General features: G+C 64.6%; 19 protein-coding genes, 1 tRNA gene and 1 pseudogene. 10 read left to right on the top strand and 11 right to left on the bottom strand.

The annotated features are described in order from the left end of the window. Window position 1 precedes the first annotated feature (1 nt). Window positions 2-74 (bottom strand) — tRNA-Arg (locus tag WA317_RS10845). 395 nt (window positions 75-469) lie between these two features. Between WA317_RS10845 and WA317_RS10840 the strand changes: the two genes are divergently transcribed. The 3 genes and pseudogenes from WA317_RS10840 to WA317_RS10830 all read left to right on the top strand — a co-directional run. Then, window positions 470-802 carry a cupin domain-containing protein gene (locus tag WA317_RS10840; RefSeq protein ID WP_425173029.1) on the top strand — a complete coding sequence of 111 codons (333 nt, stop codon included), beginning with the start codon at window positions 470-472 and terminating at the stop codon, window positions 800-802. A 450-nt stretch (window positions 803-1,252) separates the two neighbouring features. After that, window positions 1,253-1,609 (top strand): DUF488 domain-containing protein, encoded by a 357-nt coding sequence (locus tag WA317_RS10835; RefSeq protein ID WP_425173028.1) that lies wholly within the window; start codon window positions 1,253-1,255, stop codon window positions 1,607-1,609. A 42-nt stretch (window positions 1,610-1,651) separates the two neighbouring features. Beyond that, window positions 1,652-1,852: pseudogene (locus WA317_RS10830) on the top strand (hypothetical protein); the annotation flags it as partial. 72 nt (window positions 1,853-1,924) lie between these two features. On the opposite strand, the gene WA317_RS10825 reads toward WA317_RS10830, so the two are convergent. The 5 genes from WA317_RS10825 to WA317_RS10805 all read right to left on the bottom strand — a co-directional run bounded on the left by WA317_RS10825 (window position 1,925) and on the right by WA317_RS10805 (window position 7,110). Beyond that, the gene (locus WA317_RS10825) at window positions 1,925-2,755 is read right to left on the bottom strand and encodes an LLM class F420-dependent oxidoreductase (RefSeq protein ID WP_425173027.1); all 831 of its coding nucleotides are present in this window, start codon (window positions 2,753-2,755) and stop codon (window positions 1,925-1,927) included. Between the two features lie 22 nt (window positions 2,756-2,777). Beyond that, the gene (locus WA317_RS10820; RefSeq protein WP_425173026.1) at window positions 2,778-3,836 is read right to left on the bottom strand and encodes a poly-gamma-glutamate hydrolase family protein; all 1,059 of its coding nucleotides are present in this window, start codon (window positions 3,834-3,836) and stop codon (window positions 2,778-2,780) included. Next, entirely contained in the window at window positions 3,836-5,062 is a 1,227-nt protein-coding gene (locus tag WA317_RS10815; RefSeq protein WP_425173025.1) for an Nramp family divalent metal transporter, read from the bottom strand. Before WA317_RS10815 ends, WA317_RS10820 begins: the two co-directional genes overlap by 1 nt. A 79-nt stretch (window positions 5,063-5,141) precedes the next feature. Continuing rightward, window positions 5,142-5,933 (bottom strand): SDR family oxidoreductase, encoded by a 792-nt coding sequence (locus WA317_RS10810; protein WP_425173024.1) that lies wholly within the window; start codon window positions 5,931-5,933, stop codon window positions 5,142-5,144. Between the two features lie 88 nt (window positions 5,934-6,021). Then, window positions 6,022-7,110, bottom strand: a complete 1,089-nt coding sequence (locus tag WA317_RS10805) for a cytochrome P450 (protein ID WP_425173023.1) — start codon at window positions 7,108-7,110, stop codon at window positions 6,022-6,024. Window positions 7,111-7,137: 27 nt separating this feature from the next. Between WA317_RS10805 and WA317_RS10800 the strand changes: the two genes are divergently transcribed. Next, on the top strand, window positions 7,138-7,320 hold the full coding sequence (locus WA317_RS10800) for a hypothetical protein (protein ID WP_425173022.1): 183 nt from the start codon (window positions 7,138-7,140) through the stop codon (window positions 7,318-7,320). A gap of 111 nt (window positions 7,321-7,431) precedes the next feature. Further along, window positions 7,432-7,977, top strand: coding sequence for a TetR/AcrR family transcriptional regulator (locus tag WA317_RS10795; protein ID WP_425173021.1), 546 nt, complete (start codon window positions 7,432-7,434; stop codon window positions 7,975-7,977). 142 nt (window positions 7,978-8,119) lie between these two features. Here the strand turns inward: WA317_RS10795 and WA317_RS10790 are convergent, their stop codons facing one another. Both WA317_RS10790 and WA317_RS10785 read right to left on the bottom strand, forming a co-directional pair. Next, on the bottom strand, window positions 8,120-9,022 hold the full coding sequence (locus tag WA317_RS10790; RefSeq protein ID WP_425173020.1) for a Ku protein: 903 nt from the start codon (window positions 9,020-9,022) through the stop codon (window positions 8,120-8,122). A 37-nt stretch (window positions 9,023-9,059) separates the two neighbouring features. Next, the gene (locus tag WA317_RS10785; protein WP_425173019.1) at window positions 9,060-9,986 is read right to left on the bottom strand and encodes a carbohydrate kinase family protein; all 927 of its coding nucleotides are present in this window, start codon (window positions 9,984-9,986) and stop codon (window positions 9,060-9,062) included. A gap of 17 nt (window positions 9,987-10,003) precedes the next feature. On the opposite strand from WA317_RS10785, the gene WA317_RS10780 reads away from it, so the two are divergent. Both WA317_RS10780 and WA317_RS10775 read left to right on the top strand, forming a co-directional pair. Then, complete coding sequence (locus WA317_RS10780; RefSeq protein WP_425173018.1) at window positions 10,004-12,307, top strand: ATP-dependent DNA ligase; 2,304 nt, start codon at window positions 10,004-10,006, stop codon at window positions 12,305-12,307. A 4-nt stretch (window positions 12,308-12,311) separates the two neighbouring features. Then, a complete protein-coding gene (locus WA317_RS10775) occupies window positions 12,312-14,249 on the top strand; it encodes a fumarylacetoacetate hydrolase family protein (protein WP_425173017.1) in 1,938 nt (645 codons plus the stop codon). 19 nt (window positions 14,250-14,268) lie between these two features. Here WA317_RS10775 and WA317_RS10770 read toward each other — a convergent pair whose 3' ends face one another. Next, complete coding sequence (locus WA317_RS10770; RefSeq protein WP_425173016.1) at window positions 14,269-14,730, bottom strand: PAS domain-containing protein; 462 nt, start codon at window positions 14,728-14,730, stop codon at window positions 14,269-14,271. A 75-nt stretch (window positions 14,731-14,805) separates the two neighbouring features. On the opposite strand from WA317_RS10770, the gene WA317_RS10765 reads away from it, so the two are divergent. Then, entirely contained in the window at window positions 14,806-14,991 is a 186-nt protein-coding gene (locus WA317_RS10765; RefSeq protein ID WP_425173015.1) for a hypothetical protein, read from the top strand. Window positions 14,992-15,185: 194 nt separating this feature from the next. Then, on the top strand, window positions 15,186-15,575 hold the full coding sequence (locus tag WA317_RS10760; RefSeq protein WP_425173014.1) for an STAS domain-containing protein: 390 nt from the start codon (window positions 15,186-15,188) through the stop codon (window positions 15,573-15,575). 19 nt (window positions 15,576-15,594) lie between these two features. Here WA317_RS10760 and WA317_RS10755 read toward each other — a convergent pair whose 3' ends face one another. After that, window positions 15,595-16,461: an LLM class flavin-dependent oxidoreductase gene (locus tag WA317_RS10755; protein WP_425173013.1), complete on the bottom strand. Its 867-nt coding sequence runs from the start codon at window positions 16,459-16,461 to the stop codon at window positions 15,595-15,597. A gap of 200 nt (window positions 16,462-16,661) precedes the next feature. On the opposite strand from WA317_RS10755, the gene WA317_RS10750 reads away from it, so the two are divergent. Continuing rightward, window positions 16,662-17,372 carry a GAF and ANTAR domain-containing protein gene (locus tag WA317_RS10750; RefSeq protein WP_425173012.1) on the top strand — a complete coding sequence of 237 codons (711 nt, stop codon included), beginning with the start codon at window positions 16,662-16,664 and terminating at the stop codon, window positions 17,370-17,372. A gap of 11 nt (window positions 17,373-17,383) precedes the next feature. Here the strand turns inward: WA317_RS10750 and WA317_RS10745 are convergent, their stop codons facing one another. Beyond that, a complete protein-coding gene (locus tag WA317_RS10745; protein WP_425173011.1) occupies window positions 17,384-18,022 on the bottom strand; it encodes a chemotaxis protein CheB in 639 nt (212 codons plus the stop codon). Between the last annotated feature and the right edge of the window lie 36 nt (window positions 18,023-18,058).

The raw sequence follows: 18,058 nt of genomic DNA, 5'->3' as shown, positions 1-18,058 counted from the left end.
GTGCCCCCGGCAGGATTCGAACCTGCGACACCGGCTTTAGGAGAGCCGTGCTCTATCCCCTGAGCTACGAGGGCCCGAGGGCCGGGGACGTCTTCGAATACCTAACTAAAACCCGGCGGACAGCGATCTCAGCGGCGTTGTGGACGTCCTGGTGCCGTTCTCGGCGCCGTGACGGCGCGCGTCGCGTTGCCGGGTGCGGCGGGTTTGAGTGTAGTGGGCATGTCGAAGTCCACGTGACGCCGAGGGCGTACGTGGTCGCGGCGTGGTGGCGCTCGTCGTGGCGGCGGCGTTAGGCGGCTCCCAATTCGGTTTGTCGTCGTCGGTGCTAGGCGGCTATTGCGTTGCGGTCTATCGCGAATCCGGGCATGACGGGCACATGACCTTGTCACACGATCTATCCGGCCACCGGCGAGCAGGTGCCTGCCGAGTGGATCGCCCGGTTCGGTCATCAGCACCCATACTGAGAGCCATGCAACGGATATCTCTAGATGCCCTGGCCACCCAGCAGCTCGAACTGGCTGCCGCCCATGGCGGGCGACCCGCCGCCGACACCGTCGTCGGCGGTCATGAACGGGTGCTGCGCCAAACCGTGGTCGGCATGCTCAAAGGCAGCGAACTGGGTGAGCACAGCAATCCAGGGGAGGCCACGGTGCACGTGCTACGCGGGCGGGTCCGCCTGATATCCGAGGGCCAATCCTGGGAGGGCCGGTCCGGTGATCTGTTGAAGGTTCCCGACGCCCGTCATGGCCTGAAGGCGCTGGAAGATTCGGCGATCTTGCTGACCGTAGCCAAGCTGCCGTGAGACAAGTCAGAGAACGGGGAACCGTTCGGTGAGCGAGCCCAGGACGTGATCGGCTTTCGCCGCCTGCAACTGATCGGCGAAGTAATGACCGGTGACGATGCCGATGCCCGTCGCACCCGCCCTTCGATGTCAAGTGGCGTGTCCCCGACGGCGTATTCCTCGTCCTTGGTCCCGAGCGGCGTCACAGGTGTGTACGGGCGCAGGAGCTGACGCTCGGCGGGATCAACGGCGGACCGTCGACCTCATCCCGTGATGGAGCGCTCGGTGCGGGAGAAGGTCTGTGTCCATCCGAAACCGTGGCACGACGGGCATCATTTCGACCCGTGGGTACGGACCCCAGTGGCCGCTCGCCACGCGGCCGGCTCCATCCAGGTCGCCACCATCGCGCGGCATTCGGTCCGCGTGATCTGCCCGGAAGCGCGGGGGGAGCCGACAGACAGGAGGCAGCGAATGAGCACAAACAAAGTGCGGGTGCGCCGGGTCTACGACGACCCGGCCCGCGGAGACGGAAACCGGGTGCTGGTGGACGGTATCTGGCCGCGGGGCATGACTAAGGAGAAAGCAGAGTTGGACGAGTGGTGCAAGACGATCGCGCCGTCCACCGAGCTGCGCAAGTGGTACCACCACGACCCGGAACGCTTCGTCGAGTTCGCCCGGCGCTACCGCGCCGAGTTGACCGAACCGGAACGGGCCGAGGCGCTGGAGCATCTGCGGGCGCTGGCAAGGAGCCGCAACCTGACCCTGCTCACGGCGAGCAAAGCCGTTGACATCAGCGAGGCCACCGTGCTCGCCGAAATATTGACTTGACCTGCGGCGGCTGCTTCCGGCACACATGGCCGTCGCAACGGGATGGTTCGAGAAGATGCGGTCGCACCGCCTCACTCGCGCGGGCTGTCCGCCCAACCCTGCTCGAGAGGAGCGGCCGGGACGGCCAACGGGAGGATGCAAATGAGCACCAACAAGGTGCAGGTGCGCCGGGCCTGCGACGCCCCGGCCCGCGGGGACGGAAACCGGGTGCTAGTAGACCGGATCTGGCCGCGCGGCTTAACCAAGAAAAAGGCGTATGCTCTCGTCACCTCCCCGACGGCCGGGGGGCCGACCGGGGGAGCTTACCGTGGCTGGTCACCGCAGCTCCGCGATCACCTTCGCGAAGCTGTCGACATGATTCTCCTGCACGGTGAACGACGTCACGCCATAGGTCTCGCGGAGGGCCCGCAGCTTGTCGGCGATGGCGTGCGTCGACCCGCTCAGCACTGCCGGCAACGCCAGCAACTCCTGCTCCGATAGCGTCGGCGCATACCGGCGGGTCATCGACAGATCCGGCAGCTCGCCGTCGGCGCGGGAAACCGCGGTGATCGCCAGGTTCAACTCGAGGTCGCCGAACCGCTCGCCTGCTGCGTTGCGGACGAGTTCGATGCGCTCGGCCAACGGGTCATCGGCAGAACTGGGGCTGGCGCCGGTCAGCCCGATGATGTCGGCGCGCTGGGCGGCCACGGTCAGTAGCCGGTCGCCGTTGCCGGCGATCAGGATCGGCACGCTGGGGTGGTGCTTCTTCAGGTAAGTAGTGATGTGTTCGAGGTACTCGACGCGGCGCCCCGCGCTCGGGAACGGTAATTCGGCGGCCTCGAACTCTTCCCGGACATACCCTGCGCCCAGGCCGACGTCGAGGCGGCCGTCGCTGAGCAGGTCAAGGCCGGCCACATCGCGGGCCAGCAACGCCGGCTTGTAGAAGCAGGCATTGAGCACATACGTCCCGACCCGCGCCGTCGTCGTCACCTGAGCGATCGCGGTCAGCGCGGGAAACGGTGCCGGCGCACCGAGGTGATCGGGCAGGTGCAGCACGTCGAACCCCAGGTCTTCCAACCGTCGCGCCTTGTCCTGCAACGCGGCGCGCGACTTGACCGAGCGAATGCCCACTCCGAAACGGAAAGGTCGGGATTCGTGCGAGACCACTGCCACCTCCGATCTGTCGGCTCTACCAAGACCGGGCCGCGGTTACCAGCCCCTGGATCAGTGCGGAGGTCACCGGAGACAAACCGTCCTCGCCAGGCAGGGGACTGCGCGGACTGATGCCCCGCACCCGCGAGGACAACTCCAGCTGAGCACCGCCGACGCGAACCCGGTTGACCGGGTTCTTCGGGTGCAGGCCCCGCAGCTCCCGCGGGATGGCGTCGAGATCAGTGACGACCTGGTAGCCGGGCACCGTGATATGGCGGGCCAAATGGCTGGCCAACGCACGATGCCGACCCCCGGCCAGCAGCCGGGTGCTCTGCCCCAACCGGCCATAGCCGTGCAGCGACACCGCCACGTCGACGTGGGCGAGGAACTCGGCCAGCCGCGGCGACTGTTCAGCGTTGAAGCAGACCGACGGCAAATGGTGCGGGTAGTGGTCAGGATGCCGCACCACGTACACCGACGCTCCGACGGCCTCGGCGGCGCGTTCGGCGATCACGTCGGTCATCTGCTCCAGCCCACCGCCGTGAATGGCCATAAAGCCGAAGCGTGACCGCAGCCGGCTGGTTTCAATGACGCCCGGTTGCGCCAGTAAAGCCGAGAAGGTCTGTGGTTTCGCTGACTTCGGCGACGACGTCGGGCGCGGCCACCTGGCCGGGTCCCAGCGGGACAAGAATTCGATCCAGCGTTTGGGCAGCCGGTGCTGGAGTGCGCCGCCGATGATCCGCTCGAGATAACCCGGCCGCGGGGCACCGGGAGTAACGCGGTGATCGATGTAGACCCAAGCATCCGACGGCCCGTCGTCCGTCGACACCGTCAGCAGGTCGCGCCGGTATCGGACCGGTATCCCTTCGGCGCTGTCCAAGGCGGCCAGGTCATGGTCGGAGAGCTGCCACAGCACGCCGTGTACCTGATTCCCGGAGAACGATTCGACGGTGGCCACGCCGCGCTGATTAATCAGCCAGTCGTGATCACCCAGTATCGCCGGACGGGCATCGGCGGCGTCGGGGCAGCGGCGCGCCATTTGCCGGCTGCAGAGGTTCGACCCATACGCGAAGTAAGCGTGCCGGCGGACCGGCATCAGCTCGTCGCTGTCAGGAAAATCAGCCCCACATTGAGAAGGGTAATCAGCACGGCGACCGTCGCGCCGACGACGGTGGTGACTCGGCGGTTCGTGTCGTCGCCCATCAGCGCTCGATCTCCGGTCAGCCGTACCAGGGGCAACAGCGCGAAAGGGATCCCGAACGACAGCACGACCTGTGACAACACCAAGGCCCGCGTCGGGTCGAACCCGCTGGCCAAAATCAGCACCGCCGGCACCAGCGTGACCAGTCGGCGCAACACCATCGGAACCGACCAGTCCAGTAGGCCCTGCATGATCATCGCGCCGGCATACGCGCCCACCGATGACGAGGCCAACCCTGAGGCCAACAATCCCACCGCGAAAAACACTGCGACTGTGGGGCTGACGGTGTCGCGGACAGCGGTGTAGGCACCTTCGATGGAGCCGCTGCCGCCTCGGCCGTGCATGTTGAGCGCGGCGACCAGAAGCATCGCCACGTTGACGGCCCCGGCAACCATCATCGCCAAACCGACGTCCCACAACGTGATCCGGAGCAGCCGCCGTCGTCCCGGTCCCGCGTCCAGGTGACCATGGCGGTCGCGCGCCAGGCCCGAGTGCAGATAGACGGCGTGCGGCATGACGGTGGCACCGAGGATCGCCGCGGCCAGCAGCACGCTTTCGGAGCCCTGGAATCGGGGCAGCAGGCCGCCGAGCACCGCCCCGGGCGGTGGTGTGGCAACGAAGAAGCTGGCTGTGAAACCAAGCGCGACGACGAGCAGCAGTCCGGTGATGACCCGCTCGAACAAGCGCTGTCCGCGCCGGTCCTGGATGAACAGCAGAACCATCGACACCGCGCCGGTGAGAAGCCCGCCGAGCAGCAACGGCAGATTGAACAGGATCTTCAGCGCGATCGCTCCGCCGATCACCTCGGCCACATCGGTGGCCATCGCCACCAGCTCGGCCTGCACCCAGTAAGCGAGGCGGACCCGGCGGCTCAGCCGGCGGCCGACCGCCTCGGGCAGTGAGAGCCCGGTGACCAATCCGAGTTTGGCCGACAGGTACTGGACAACACCGGCCATCAGATTGGCTGCGACGATGACCCAGAGCATCCTGAAGCCGAATTGCGCTCCGGCGCTGACGTTGGCGGCGACGTTGCCGGGGTCGACGTACGCAATCGCGGCGACGAATGCCGGCCCGAGCAGGTACCACCCCGCTTGGGGCCGGCTCAGCGTGTCCTGGGCCAACCAACCGTCTTTCGGAGAAGGTCTAACAGAAAAAGTTAGGTTAGCCGAAAAATTACCCCATGCGGCTGACCGTCAATCCTCACACGTCCGGAATCGGCAGATCGAGGTTGGGGAAGGTGATCCCGCCGTCGACTTCGATCGTCTTGCCGGTCAGATACGCCCCGGCTGGTGATGCCAAATACACGGCGGCCGCGGCGATCTCGGCAGGGTCGCCGAGGCGGCGCAGTGGCGTCGCCCGCTCCATCGGCTTGCGCAGGTCGTCGTTGGACGCGACAACGTCCAGCGCCGATGTGGCGATGGACCCCGGAGCGATGGCGTTCACCCGGATCCGCGGGCATAAATCGAGCGCGGCCAATCGGGTGTAGTGGGCGAGTGCGGCTTTGGCGGTGCCGTAGGCGACGAAGCCCCGTCCCGCCAGCCGGCCGATGGTGGAGCTGATGTTGATCACGCTGCCGCCGCCGGAGTGCTCGAGCATCAAGGGCACCGCGGCGACGGTCAGCGCGTGCGCGGTGGCCACGTTGAAGGTGAACGCGTTCTTGAGGTCTTTGGTCGAGGTGCTCAGCAGCGCGTTGGGCATGGTGCCGCCGACGTTGTTGACGACGATGTCCAGCCGTCCGAACGCTTCGACGGCGTGGCCGGCCAACTCGGCGGTCGTCTCGGGATGGGCCAGATCGGCGACGACGACGTGTGCGCGACGGCCCACGGCGCGGACTTGTTCGGCGACGGCCTCCAGTTCGGACTGCGTTCGGGACGCGATGACGACGTCGGCGCCGACCTCAGCGAAGGCGACCGCGATAGCCGCACCGAGGCCGCGTCCGGCACCGGTCACGACGGCGATTTGGTCATCGAGGCGAAATCTGTCCAGTATCACGGGCGCCACCGTAACAAGAACGTGTTCTAGTCGCGGGTGGCGCTCCGGTCGGACGGCTCGGGTGGTACCCGCATGTATGTCGAGTCGACTATTCCCAGTCCAGTTGCAGGCGTTCGAGACGGCGCACGAGCAGACTGCGAAGCCAGCGCCCCGTGTCAGCGGCTTCGATCTTCGATGTGCGTTCGAGTATTTGACCGAGCACAATCCTTGCCTCCAGTCGGGCGAGCGCCGCTCCGACGCAGAAATGCGTTCCCTTGCCGAAGGTCATGTGACTCTTCCTCACTGGCCGGTCAAGTCGGAACTTCCCTGGATCATCGAAGTGCGACGGGTCGCTATTGGCGGCTCCCCATAGGAGGAGCAGGCGCGAACCCGCTGGCAGTTCCACGCCGCACAGTTCGGTGTCGTTGACGACGTGCCGGTAGTGGCCTCGGAAAGGTGGCTCGTAGCGCAGCACCTCTTCGAGGAACGCGCCGAGTAGTTCCGGTTGGGTGCGAACCTGCTGCTGGGCATCAGGGTGTGTCGTGAGAATCCAAGCGGCGGACCCGATCAGGGAGGCCGTGGATTCACCACCTGCGCTGAACAAGGTAATCATCATGGTCAGCGCCGCCAGGTCCCCTAGTTCGCCGGTCGCACACGCCGTGGCTAGGTCGCCCAGCAGATTGTCTTGCGGGTTGGCTGCCGCATGCTGGAACTGTTCGGTGATGTAGCCGCTGAGTTCCATCACCGCGATACCGGCGGCCTCCATTTGATCTTCGGTTACCAGTCCTTCGACCACTTGGGTTGCCGAGTAACCCCATCGGGTGAGCTTGTCGATGTCGGCGTCGGGGACACCGATTATTCTGCCCACGATCATCATCGGCAGCCGGTTGGCCATCGCGCCCATCCATTCGATGCGACCGCCCTGGGCGTTGACGTTCCAACTGCGAGCGGCGGTATCTGTAATGAATGGTTCGAAGGCGCGGATGCGCTTCGCGGCCAATTGTGGCAGCAGCGCCTTCCTATGGACGGAATGTGCCGGCTCGTCAGCGGTGGCAAGCGCCTGGGTAGCTCCTCGGAGTTGCCCGACTTCGAACGCGGTCACGCTGCCTCCGGGTTGATACATCATCGTCGCGGTCAGGTTCGACGAGAAATCGTCACATCGTGCGACCGCCTCGTTGACGGCGTCCCAACTGCTCACGGCGTAGAAGCCGGAGTCCCCAATGCGGTGGACGTGTCCTACCTGATGCATCTGTTCGTACAGCGGGTGCGGATTTTGTATGAATTGATCGTCAAACAGCGCAAGGCCGAGGCGGCCATCCACCGATGTCATTTCTCCACGCTGTGCGGCGAAGACCTGCCGCGTCAATGTAAGTCCGCAAAGTTGCAACCCGGCGTCCATGCCGAATGACAATGGCGTCTCATCGTTGCTCGCCGACCTGGACCGACGTGAAACGTCTCGCCAAAAGTGTCTCAATACTGAGAAGATCGCTAGGAGGTGTTGCAAGTAGATAGGTGCCTCATGGTTCGCAACGATTGGGTCGTTGGTGGCGACCGCCGCGCAGCAGCGGCTGATCGCATCTACGCTGCTGCGACCGACCTCGTAGTCCGCGAGGGACTGAGTGCGTTCGACATCGACACCCTGGCAGCACAAGTCCACTGTTCGCGGGCCACCATCTATCGCTACGCCGGAGGCAAGGCGCAGATACGGGACGCGGTATTGATGCGCCTATCAGCGGGCATCATTAATACTGTTCGGCGGGCGGTCGATGGACTGAGTGGCCCGGAGCGAGTCGTCACCGCCATCACCGTGGCACTGGAACAAATCAGGTCAGACCCCCTCAGGCGACTAATGCTCAGTTCAACCAATCCACCCAAACTGGGCGAGTTGCATTCATCGCCAGTGCTACGTCATCTTGCAGCCGACCTCACCGGCATCACCGAAGACGATCCAGAAGCGGCGCAATGGATTGTGCGCGTGGTGGTGTCGCTGGCCTACTGGCCACTGGCGAACAGTCGGGTCGAACAGCAGGTGTTGCGGCGCTTCATAGCTCCCGCATTCATTTAAGTCACACGGTCACGGCCCGGCTACGGATTGGTGGCGGAACTACCTTCGGATAGCCGACTGGCCCGGCAACGGGCTTACACCTACACCCGACGGACATCGCTGGGGGAGCCCGACGAACCTCCGCCGTTCTGAGCGGACGGCGTCAGGATCTCGAACCGGACTTGGCGGGTGCCTTTTTCCCCGAGGTCTTTTTCGCGGCGCTCTTTTTCGCCGGCGCTTTCTTGGCGGCGCTCTTTTTCGCCGGTGTGCTCCCGCCGGACCGCGCCTTGACGCTGGCCTCCAACTTGGCCAGTAGATCGGAGACGTCCTCTGTCTCGTCCAGCTCGGTAGGCTGCTCCTCGGTGGTAAAGGCCTCTCCGCCCTCAAGTTTGGCCTGCACCAGCTCGTGCAGCTGCTGCTGGTAGGTGTCGTGGTAGCGATCGGGGTTGAAGTCATCGGCCATTGACTCGACCACTTGACCGGCCATCTTCAGCTCGGCGGGTTTGATCTCGACTTTCTTGTCGAGCACCGGGAAATCGGGATCGCGAAGCTCGTCCGGCCACAACAACGTATGCACCACCATCACATCGCGCTTGCTGAAGTCCTTGACACGCAACGCCGCAAGTCGGGTTTTGTTGCGCAGCGCGAAGTGCACGATTGCCACCCGGTCGGTGTCCGCCAGCGTCTTGGCCAGCAGCACGTAGGATTTCGCTGACTTCGAATCCGGCTCCAGAAAGTAGCTGCGGTCATACATCATCGGATCGAGTTGGCTGGCCGGCACGAACTCGAGCACCTCGATCTCTCGGCTGCGTTCTTCGGGCAAGGTGGCGATGTCCTCGTCGGTGATGAGCACCATCTGCCCGTCGTCGGATTCGAATGCCCGGGCGATGTCGCGGTACTCGACCACCTCGCCGCACACCTCACAGACCCGCTTGTACCGGATGCGGCCGTTGTCCTTGGCGTGCACCTGGTGGAACTTGATGTCGTGGTCCTGGGTGGCGCTGTACACCTTGACCGGGACGTTCACCAGCCCAAAGGCGATCGAACCCTTCCAGATGGAACGCATGCAGCAAGTATGCCCGCAACAGCTGCCGGATACGCGTCTACCGCACCCGCATGGCGGCGTCGCGCGCGCTCCGATCAGGCAAATCAGCACCGGCGCGTCCCACAGTCAACGCGGACACGAGGCTGGCGGCCTCCAACGCGCCTGCCAGCGTGTCGAGCCCGATCCGGTTGAGCTCACCCCGGCGGTCGGCGCCCAACAGCTCTGCCGACCAGAACGCGTCGATCAAGCCGACAATGAACGCGTCACCGGCGCCGACGGTGTCCACCACCTGCACCGGTCGGGCCGCCACACGCACCTCACCGGCCGCGCACACCGCGAACGAGCCCTGGTCACCGGCCGTCACCACGACGACCGACGGCCCGACACTCAGCCAGGTCCGTGCCAACTGCTCCGGGATGCGGTCCGGGTCCATCCAGCGCAGGTCCTCGTCGCTGGCCTTGACGATATCGCTGCGCTCGACGAGATGCTCGATGCGCGCCCGGGCCGAATCACGGTCGGCTATCGCCACGGGACGCACGTTGGGATCGAACGTCACGGTGGCCGAGAGCCGGTACGTCTCGACCAGGGCAGCGACGGCCAGGCAGCCGGGTTCGCGTACCGCGGCAATGGACCCGGTATGCAGCACAATCGGCGGGCTCACCGGCGGAATACCGGAGAGCTGCCAGTCCAGGTCGAAGGTGTAGCGCGCCGAGCCGTCGTCGCCCAGCTCGGCGCGCGCGGTGGCCGTTCGGCGCGCCGTCGCACCCTCTGACATAAGTTGTGCCCCAGCACCTTCAACATAGTCAGCGATACGGCGGCCGGACTCGTCGTCGCCGATGTTCGTCAAGAAGTCGACGCCACGGCCCAACCGCGCCAGTCCCACGGCAACGTTCAGCGGGCTACCACCGACGTGTTTCCGGTGGACGTGCCCGGCGCGCTCGACCACATCAATCAACGCTTCACCGATCACCAGTCCGCGGGCCATAAGCGTAGTTTGGCAGCATGAATTCGCCGCGGGTTTGGCCCCCCGACTTGACGTCTGGGCCGCAGGTGAAACTGACCAACCCCGACAAGGTCCTGTATCCACCGGCCGGTCGACGCCGCAAAGGTGTCACTAAGGCCGAGGTGTTCGCCTACTACACCAGCATCGCCGAAGTGATGGTGCCGCACGTCGCCGGCCGTGCTGCCACCCGCAAGCGCTGGCCCAACGGCGTCGGAGAATTGTCGTTCTTCGAGAAACAGCTCGCCTCGTCCACGCCCGATTGGCTGCCGCGCGCGAGCGTGACGCACCGATCCGGCACCACGACCTATCCGATCATCGACAGCTCCACCGCCCTGGCCTGGATCGCGCAGCAGGCGGCGCTGGAGGTGCACGTGCCGCAGTGGCGGTTCGTCGCCGAGTGGACCCGAAGCGGAGAAGAGTTGAACCCCGGTCCGGCAACCCGATTGGTGTTCGACCTGGACCCGGGCGAGGGCGTGAAGATGACGCAACTCACCGAGGTGGCTCGCGCCGTCCGGGACCTGATCGCAGATATCGGACTCACCACCTTTCCGCTCACCAGCGGCAGCAAGGGCATCCACCTCTATGCACCGCTGGACAAGCCGGTCAGCAGCAAGGGTGCGGTGGTGCTCGCCAAACGAGTTGCGCTGCAACTGGAACAGGCGATGCCGAAGTTGGTCACCTCGACGATGACGAAGAGCCTGAGAGCGGGCAAGATCTTCCTCGACTGGAGCCAGAACAGCGAGTCGAAGACCACGATTGCGCCGTATTCGCTGCGCGGCCGCGAACAGCCCACAGTTGCCGCGCCGCGCACCTGGGACGAACTCGACGATCCGAAGCTTCGTCAGCTGCGGTTCGAAGAAGTACTCGCCCGCGTTGAGCGTGACGGTGACCTGCTGGCGCCGCTGGACGCCGATGTGAAGATCCGGGACCGGCTGACCAAATACCGCGGCATGCGCGACGCATCGAAAACTCCCGAGCCGGTACCGATCGCCAATCCCACTGCGGGAAACAACAATACGTTCGTCATCCAAGAACACCACGCACGACGGCTGCACTACGACTTCCGTCTGGAGCGCGACGGAGTGCTGGTGTCGTGGGCGGTCCCGAAGAACCTGCCCGACACCCCGGCGGTCAACCACCTGGCGGTGCACACCGAAGACCATCCGCTCGAATACGGCACGTTCGAAGGCAGCATCCCGAAGGGCGAATATGGCGGGGGCAAAGTGATCATCTGGGACTCGGGCACCTATGACGCGGAGAAGTTCTTGGAAGACGAAGTAATCGTCAACTTGCACGGCAGCCGAATCTCAGGTCGCTACGCGTTGATACAAACCAAGGGCGACCAATGGCTGGCGCATCGGATGAAAGACCAGAACGTCTTCGAGTTCGAGACGCTCGCACCGATGCTGACCACCGAAGGTTCGGTGGAAAATCTCAAGGCCGGCCAGTGGGCTTTTGAAGGCAAGTGGGACGGCTACCGGCTGCTCGTCGACGCCGACCACGGCACGGTGTGCTTACGGTCGCGCCGAGGACGCGACGTCACCAAGGAGTTCCCGCAATTACAGGTGGTGGCAGCTGATCTCGCCGATCATCATGTGGTGCTCGACGGCGAGGTCGTCGCACTCGACGACGCCGGCATCCCCAGTTTCTCCCAGATGCAGAACCGGGTGCGCGCCACCCGCATCGAGTACTGGGCTTTCGACCTGCTTTACCTGGACGGCCGTTCGCTGCTTCGTGCGAGCTACCGCGACCGGCGCCGGCTGCTGGAAACCCTGGCCGCCGACGGCAACCTCATCGTGCCGGATGCGCTGCCCGGAGACGGCGCCGAAGCGTTGGCCCAGTCCGAGAAGATGGGCTGGGAAGGCGTCATCGCCAAAAAGCGCGACTCGACCTATCAGCCCGGCCGCCGCTCCGCGTCGTGGATCAAGGACAAACACTGGAAAAGCCAGGAAGTCGTCATCGGCGGCTGGCGCGCCGGTGAAGGCGGACGCACCAGCGGAGTCGGTTCGCTGCTGATGGGTATTCCCGCCGACGGCGGGATGGACTACGTCGGCCGGGTAGGTACCGGCTTCACCGAACGTGTCCTGTCGGACTTGAAGAAGACGTTGACACCGCTGCGCACCAAGGATTCTCCGTTCAACCAACGGTTGCCCACGCGTGACGCCAAAGGCGTGACGTTCGTAGCACCGACGCTGGTCGGGGAGGTGCGGTACAGCGAGTGGACCTCCGACGGCCGGCTCCGGCAGCCCAGTTGGCGCGGGCTGCGACCGGACAAGACACCCGAAGAAGTGGTGCGAGAATAAGCCCATGCGATGGGTGACCTACCGGGAGGGTGACGGCGAACGCGCGGGTGTGCTTTCCGGCGATTCGATGATTCACGCGACACCGCCCGGCGTGACGTTGCTCGACCTCGTCAGGCGTGGCGCGACCGGCCTGTACGCGGCCGGTGAAGCCGCCTTGCGCTCACCGGCGACGGTGCCGTTGAGCGAGGTGACGCTCAAGGCGCCCATCCCGTGTCCACCGTCGATTCGTGACTGCCTGTGCTTCCTGGACCACATGCGCAACTGCCAAGCCGCCATGGGTGGCGGCCGGGTCCTCAAAGACACCTGGTACCGCATCCCCGCGTTTTACTTCGCCTGTCCCACAACCGTGCTCGGCCCGTACGACGACGCTCCGATGGCGCCGGGAAGCGCCTGGCAGGACTTCGAACTGGAAATCGCCGCCATCATCGGCATCGAGGGCAAAGACTTGTCGGTGGGTGACGCCGAACAGGCGATCATCGGCTACACCATCTTCAACGACTGGTCCGCGCGTGACCTGCAGCAGTTGGAGGGTCAGCTGGCGATCGGGCAGGCCAAGGGCAAAGACAGCGGGGTCACGCTCGGTCCTTATCTGCTCACGCCCGACGAGCTCGAGTCGCACCGCCGCGACGGCAAACTGAGCCTCGACGTCACTGCGTTGGTCAACGACAGGGTGATCGGTTTCGGGTCGACGGAAGCGATGGACTGGACTTTCGGTGAAGTCATCTCCTACGCGTCACGCGGCGTCGCGCTGCGACCCGGTGACGTGTTCGGCTCGGGCACCGTGCCCACCTGCACGCTGGTGGAACATCTCAATCCGGCTGCGCCCGATACTTTCCCGGGCTGGCTGCGCGACGGGGACGTGGTCACCCTGAAAGTCGACGGCTTGGGCGAACTTCGGCAGACGGTACGCGCCACCCCACGGCCGCAGCCGTTACCGGCGCGGCGCAACCCGGACGTCAAGCCGGCCAAGCCCCGCGTCAACCGAGCGCCGGCGAAAGCGCCCTACACCCGCGGACTGCACGAGGTGGCCGATCGGGTGTGGGCTTGGACACTGCCCGACGGTGGATACGGCTGGAGCAACGCCGGATTGATCGCCGGCGACGGCGCGTCGCTGCTGGTGGACACCCTGTTCGATCTGGCGCTCACCCGCGAGATGCTCGCCGCGATGCGACCCCTTACCGACCATGCCCCAATCACCGATGCGCTGATCACTCACTCCAATGGGGACCATACACACGGCAACCAGTTGCTCGATCGGTCGGTTCGCGTCATCGCCGCCAAAGGCACCGCCGAGGAGATCGCGCGCGGCATGTCTCCCGAGATGCTGGCGATGATCCAAAGTGCCGACCTCGGTCCGGCCGCGACCCGTTATGCACGAGAGCGCTTCGGCCACTTCGACTTCAGCGGCATCACTGTCCGCAACGCCGATCAGACGTTCGACGACGAACTCGTCATCGACGTCGGCGGCCGGCAGGCCCGGCTACTGAACCTCGGGCCCGCGCACACCGCCGCCGACTCGGTAGTGCACATCCCCGACGCCGGCGTGTTGTTCGCCGGGGACCTGCTGTTCATCGGCTGTACTCCGATCGTATGGGCCGGGCCGATCGCCAACTGGGTTGCAGCCTGCGACGCAATGATCGCGTTCGACGCTCCTATCGTCGTCCCGGGCCACGGACCGGTCACCGATGCCGATGGAATTCACACTGTGCGAGGCTATCTCGTCCACATCGCCGAGCAAGCCGAAGCCGCCCACCGTAAGGGACTGTCATTGGCCGAAGCCGCCGCAATCATCGACCTCGGGGAATACGCGACCTGGCTGGATGCCGAGCGGGTGGTGGTCAACATCTACCAGCGCTATCGCGAACTCGACTCCACCACACCGCAACTGGATGTGCTGTCGCTGCTGGTGATGCAGGCCGAGTGGCTGGCCAAGCACAGCTGAGCGAAACGACCGGCGGAAGTCAGCAGCGCGTCGCGGCGCGGATTCGTTGCCGCCGATCTTTTGGATAGCCCCTGCCGGCGTTCACGATACGCAATTGGTTCGTCGTGTGTTCATAGCGGCAATGGTCGGCCGGTGCGGCCGCCTCCGACAGGTCGACGCACATGCCCTGCACGCCGGCCGGCTCTCCGCGCGAATCATGCAGCGGTGCACCGGTCATCACCACGTCATGCACGTGATCATGGGTGTCAACGATGCGATGGCGTGAACTGAACGGTTCGCCGGTGCGGCGGACGTTCCGCAGGGTGGCAGCCACCCTTTCGTAATCGCAAGGTTGCACGTGCGAGAGCAGGAGCAGCGTGCTCGGTGCCGTATTGCCCGGTTTGTAGCCGTGCATCTGCTCCATCTGCGCTGACCACGTCCAACTGTCGTCATCGAAGTAGAAGCGAAACCAGCCCAGATGGTTCAGCCAGTCAGCGGGCATCTCAACGGCCAGCCGATTACTCGTGGTCATCGGGTCTCCAAAACAGTGGATTGCGCGCCCGACAACAATCGCTGAGTGCGAGCAGTGGGGGCGCTGAGAAATCGCGTCGACGATGCGCTGTTGGCTCAGCGATCGATCGTCGGGTCCGCGATCAGGTCACCGATCCATGTAAGCACACCGGCCCCGCCACACTTCCCTACCGACACGGTGACCTTCGGCACACCGCGCCTCACCAGCGGCGACACCGGCGGATTGATGTGACGCCGCCAGCTTTCCGGCGATGTCTGCTAGGGTTGGTGAAGGTTGAGGTGTCAGCCTGAAGAGGCGCATAGCGCGGGCTACCTTGACCTTAATCTCATAGGGGCAACTCGTCCTCGGCGTTAAGTCCGAATCTCTGAAATCTTCCAGGATGGTTTGCCATGAATGCTGCATATTGCCGAAATTCGTCAATCGATTTGAACGACGGCGTCATTGAGTGCCGTGGCGCGTGGCTGCACCGATACACGAATGACGGCATTACCGTGCTGGCCATCGGTGGGCAGATCGACGCCTGCAATGCTGACCAAATCAGGGAGCATGCTCACCGCTACGCTTCCACTTCTGCGGCCCTGGTGGTCGACATGACGCAGGTGGAATTCTTTGCCGTGCAAGCCCTTAGAAATTTGATGGTTCTCGGTGAGCGATGCCGTAAAGCCGGCGTGGAGTGGGTATTGGTTGGCAGCCGTTCAGTGCACCGGCTGCTGCTCGTGGCCGATGTCGACCGTGCGCTTCCGATCGCGCATTCGACTGATGCGGCGCTGAAACGCTTCGCCGGCCGCACAACCGAATGCCTCGAACCAGCCTGAGCCGCAGCAGGATGTCTCGCTAGGCTTTGGCGATTACATTCTCGGCGAACAGCTCCAAGTTTCGGATCTTGGTCTCCAGCGGCTCGGTGTCCGGGCCTACGATGTAGGGAATGCGGAAGCCGACGATCACATCGGTGACGCCCCTGTCCTCCAGTCGCTTGACGCCGTCGAGGGTAAAACCGTCGGCGGAGATGACATGGATCTCGAACGAGCCGCCGGCGCCCTCTTCGTTGCGAAAACGCTTGAGCCTAGCCAGTAACTGGTCGAGTTCGGCTGGGTCGCCGCCGCCGTGCATCCAGCCGTCAGCCCGCGCCGCCCGGCGCAGCGCAGCGTCGGCGTGCCCGCCCACCAGGATCGGAATCGGCCGACTGGGAGCCGGCGTCATCTTCGTCTTCGGGATGTCGTAGAACTCGCCGTGGAACTCGAAGTACTCGCCGGAAGTCAGTCCGCGCAGGATGGCGATGCACTCGTCCATGCGCTTGCCGCGCCGGGCGAACGGCACACCCATCACTTCGTAGTCCTCCGGCCATGGGCTGGTGCCTACGCCGAGGCCGACCCTGTTGCCGATCAGCGCCGCCAGCGAACCGGCTTGCTTGGCCACCAGGGCCGGCGGCCGGATGGGCAGCTTAAGAACGAAGAAGTTGAATCGCAGCGTCGTCGTCACCGCGCCCAGCGCTGCGGTCAGCACGAACGTCTCGATGAACGCCTTGCCGTCGAGGAACTCGCGGCTGCCGTCGGGTGTGTAGGGATATTTCGAGTCGGACTCGAAGGGATAGGCGATGCTGTCGGGGATCGTCATGCTCGAGTAGCCGGCGGCCTCGGCGGCCTTCGCGAGCGGAACGTAATACGCCGGATCGGTCATCGCCTCGGCATAGCTGAACCGCACGATGCCTCCTTTATCGCCGAATTTCTTGTGGCGTGGCGGAAATAGTGGAAATGAATTCACACTCGTTCCGCTTCGGGCGCGGAAAGGGTCTAACGTTGTAGGCGAGTATTCACCCGTGAGTGATCACTGGTGAGGAAAATGGTGACTTTATGTCAAGTACCTGCAGTGACAGCGGCATTCGACCGGCAAATGTGACCGACATGAACCGCGCGCGGGGTGGTCTGGGCGGCCTGATTTCGGAGGTCGCGGAGTTGATCCGAAGTGTGCAGCAACAGGAACCCACCGACATCGACGTGGTCCTGACCGAACTGACGGAAAGCGCCCTGGAGTCTTTGCCCGGAGCGCAGTACGCCGGCATCACCATCGCGTCCCGCGACGGCGGAGTGCGGACAGCAGCGGCGATCGGTGACTATCCCAAGCTGCTCGACGAAATCCAGGAACGACACGGCTCCGGTCCGTGTCTGTCGGCTGCCTGGGAACAGCACATGATCAAGATCGACGATGTAGCCGCCGAAGATGACCGCTGGCCGAAGTACTGCCGCGACGCCATCAGCGAAACCCCGATCCGCTCGATTATGTCGTTCCAGCTGTTCGCCGATCACTACACCATGGGCGCGTTGAACTTCTACGCCGAACAACCTTATTCTTTCGACGATGATGCGATAGAACTTGGGCTGATAGTGGCCACCCATGTGGCCGTGGCCTGGAACATGGTCCGCCGGGACCTGCAGTTCCGCAGTGCACTGGAGACCCGCGACATTATCGGTCAGGCCAAAGGCATGGTCATGGAGCGGTTCAAGGTCGATGCTGTGCAGGCGTTCGAGCTGCTCAAGCGCCTATCGCAGAGCTCGAACGTACCGCTGGTGACTATCGCCCGGCAGCTGGTGGAAGCTGAACAGCACGGTTGGTGATGAGGGCGAACTCAGGAACTCAAGCGCGCCCACGGTGGCAGGGGAACCGCAAGCAACTCTGCTGCCCCCGGCGCTGTCGTCAAAGCCACCAGCGCGCTGGCGATGCGCTCGACCGGCAGAACGAAATCGGCGCATCCGGTGGCGATCGCGTTCGCGGGCATACTCGGGGCACGCGCCGTTGCCGGATCTTGAACCAGCACTCTGCCGCCGCCGCGTTTGACGGCGCGACATCCCTCGCTGCCGTCCGACTGCGAACCCGTCAAGACAACGGCGACGGTCGGCGTTTGCCGAGCCGAACTGATCAGCAGCGCGTCGCCCGGCCCGCTGCGTGAGTCGCTGTCCGCGAGCACCCATTCCCCGGCGTCGCCGATACTCGCTGCGGCGTGGGCAGGCACTACGGAGATCCCGGGCTGTTCTGCCGGCGCGCCCGCCTCGATCACCCGGGTGGACAACTCCGTTCGGTGCGCGAGGATAGCGGCGAGCGGGTCGCGGCCATCCAGCCGGCGACGGTGTTGGATTACCGCAATCGGCACGGGATAGCTTGCCGGAAGACGCGCTAACACGGCCGTGATGGCCTCGAGCCCGCCTAGAGACGCCAGCACGGCCACCCGACCGAAGTTGGGCGCCAAAGTGGTTTCGGTCACCGACATGAGAGCCAGGGTAATCGTTGTGTCGGGCACCTGACA

Origin of the sequence: Mycobacterium sp., from assembly GCF_049802695.1 — a bacterium.
GTDB lineage: Bacteria > Actinomycetota > Actinomycetes > Mycobacteriales > Mycobacteriaceae > Mycobacterium.
The sequence above is the reverse complement of the archived record's forward strand: the minus strand, read 5'-3'. Positions and strand labels throughout refer to the sequence as shown.

Coding starts and splice junctions, on each gene's coding strand:
- WA317_RS10770 (WP_425173016.1), bottom strand. CDS start 14,730: ATGCCCGCTGACTGGCTGAACCATCTGGGCTGGTTTCGCTTCTACTTC.
- WA317_RS10835 (WP_425173028.1), top strand. CDS start 1,253: ATGAGCACAAACAAAGTGCGGGTGCGCCGGGTCTACGACGACCCGGCC.
- WA317_RS10745 (WP_425173011.1), bottom strand. CDS start 18,022: ATGTCGGTGACCGAAACCACTTTGGCGCCCAACTTCGGTCGGGTGGCC.
- WA317_RS10790 (WP_425173020.1), bottom strand. CDS start 9,022: ATGCGTTCCATCTGGAAGGGTTCGATCGCCTTTGGGCTGGTGAACGTC.
- WA317_RS10785 (WP_425173019.1), bottom strand. CDS start 9,986: ATGGCCCGCGGACTGGTGATCGGTGAAGCGTTGATTGATGTGGTCGAG.
- WA317_RS10795 (WP_425173021.1), top strand. CDS start 7,432: ATGGTTCGCAACGATTGGGTCGTTGGTGGCGACCGCCGCGCAGCAGCG.
- WA317_RS10840 (WP_425173029.1), top strand. CDS start 470: ATGCAACGGATATCTCTAGATGCCCTGGCCACCCAGCAGCTCGAACTG.
- WA317_RS10820 (WP_425173026.1), bottom strand. CDS start 3,836: ATGCCGGTCCGCCGGCACGCTTACTTCGCGTATGGGTCGAACCTCTGC.
- WA317_RS10750 (WP_425173012.1), top strand. CDS start 16,662: ATGAACCGCGCGCGGGGTGGTCTGGGCGGCCTGATTTCGGAGGTCGCG.
- WA317_RS10780 (WP_425173018.1), top strand. CDS start 10,004: ATGAATTCGCCGCGGGTTTGGCCCCCCGACTTGACGTCTGGGCCGCAG.
- WA317_RS10775 (WP_425173017.1), top strand. CDS start 12,312: ATGCGATGGGTGACCTACCGGGAGGGTGACGGCGAACGCGCGGGTGTG.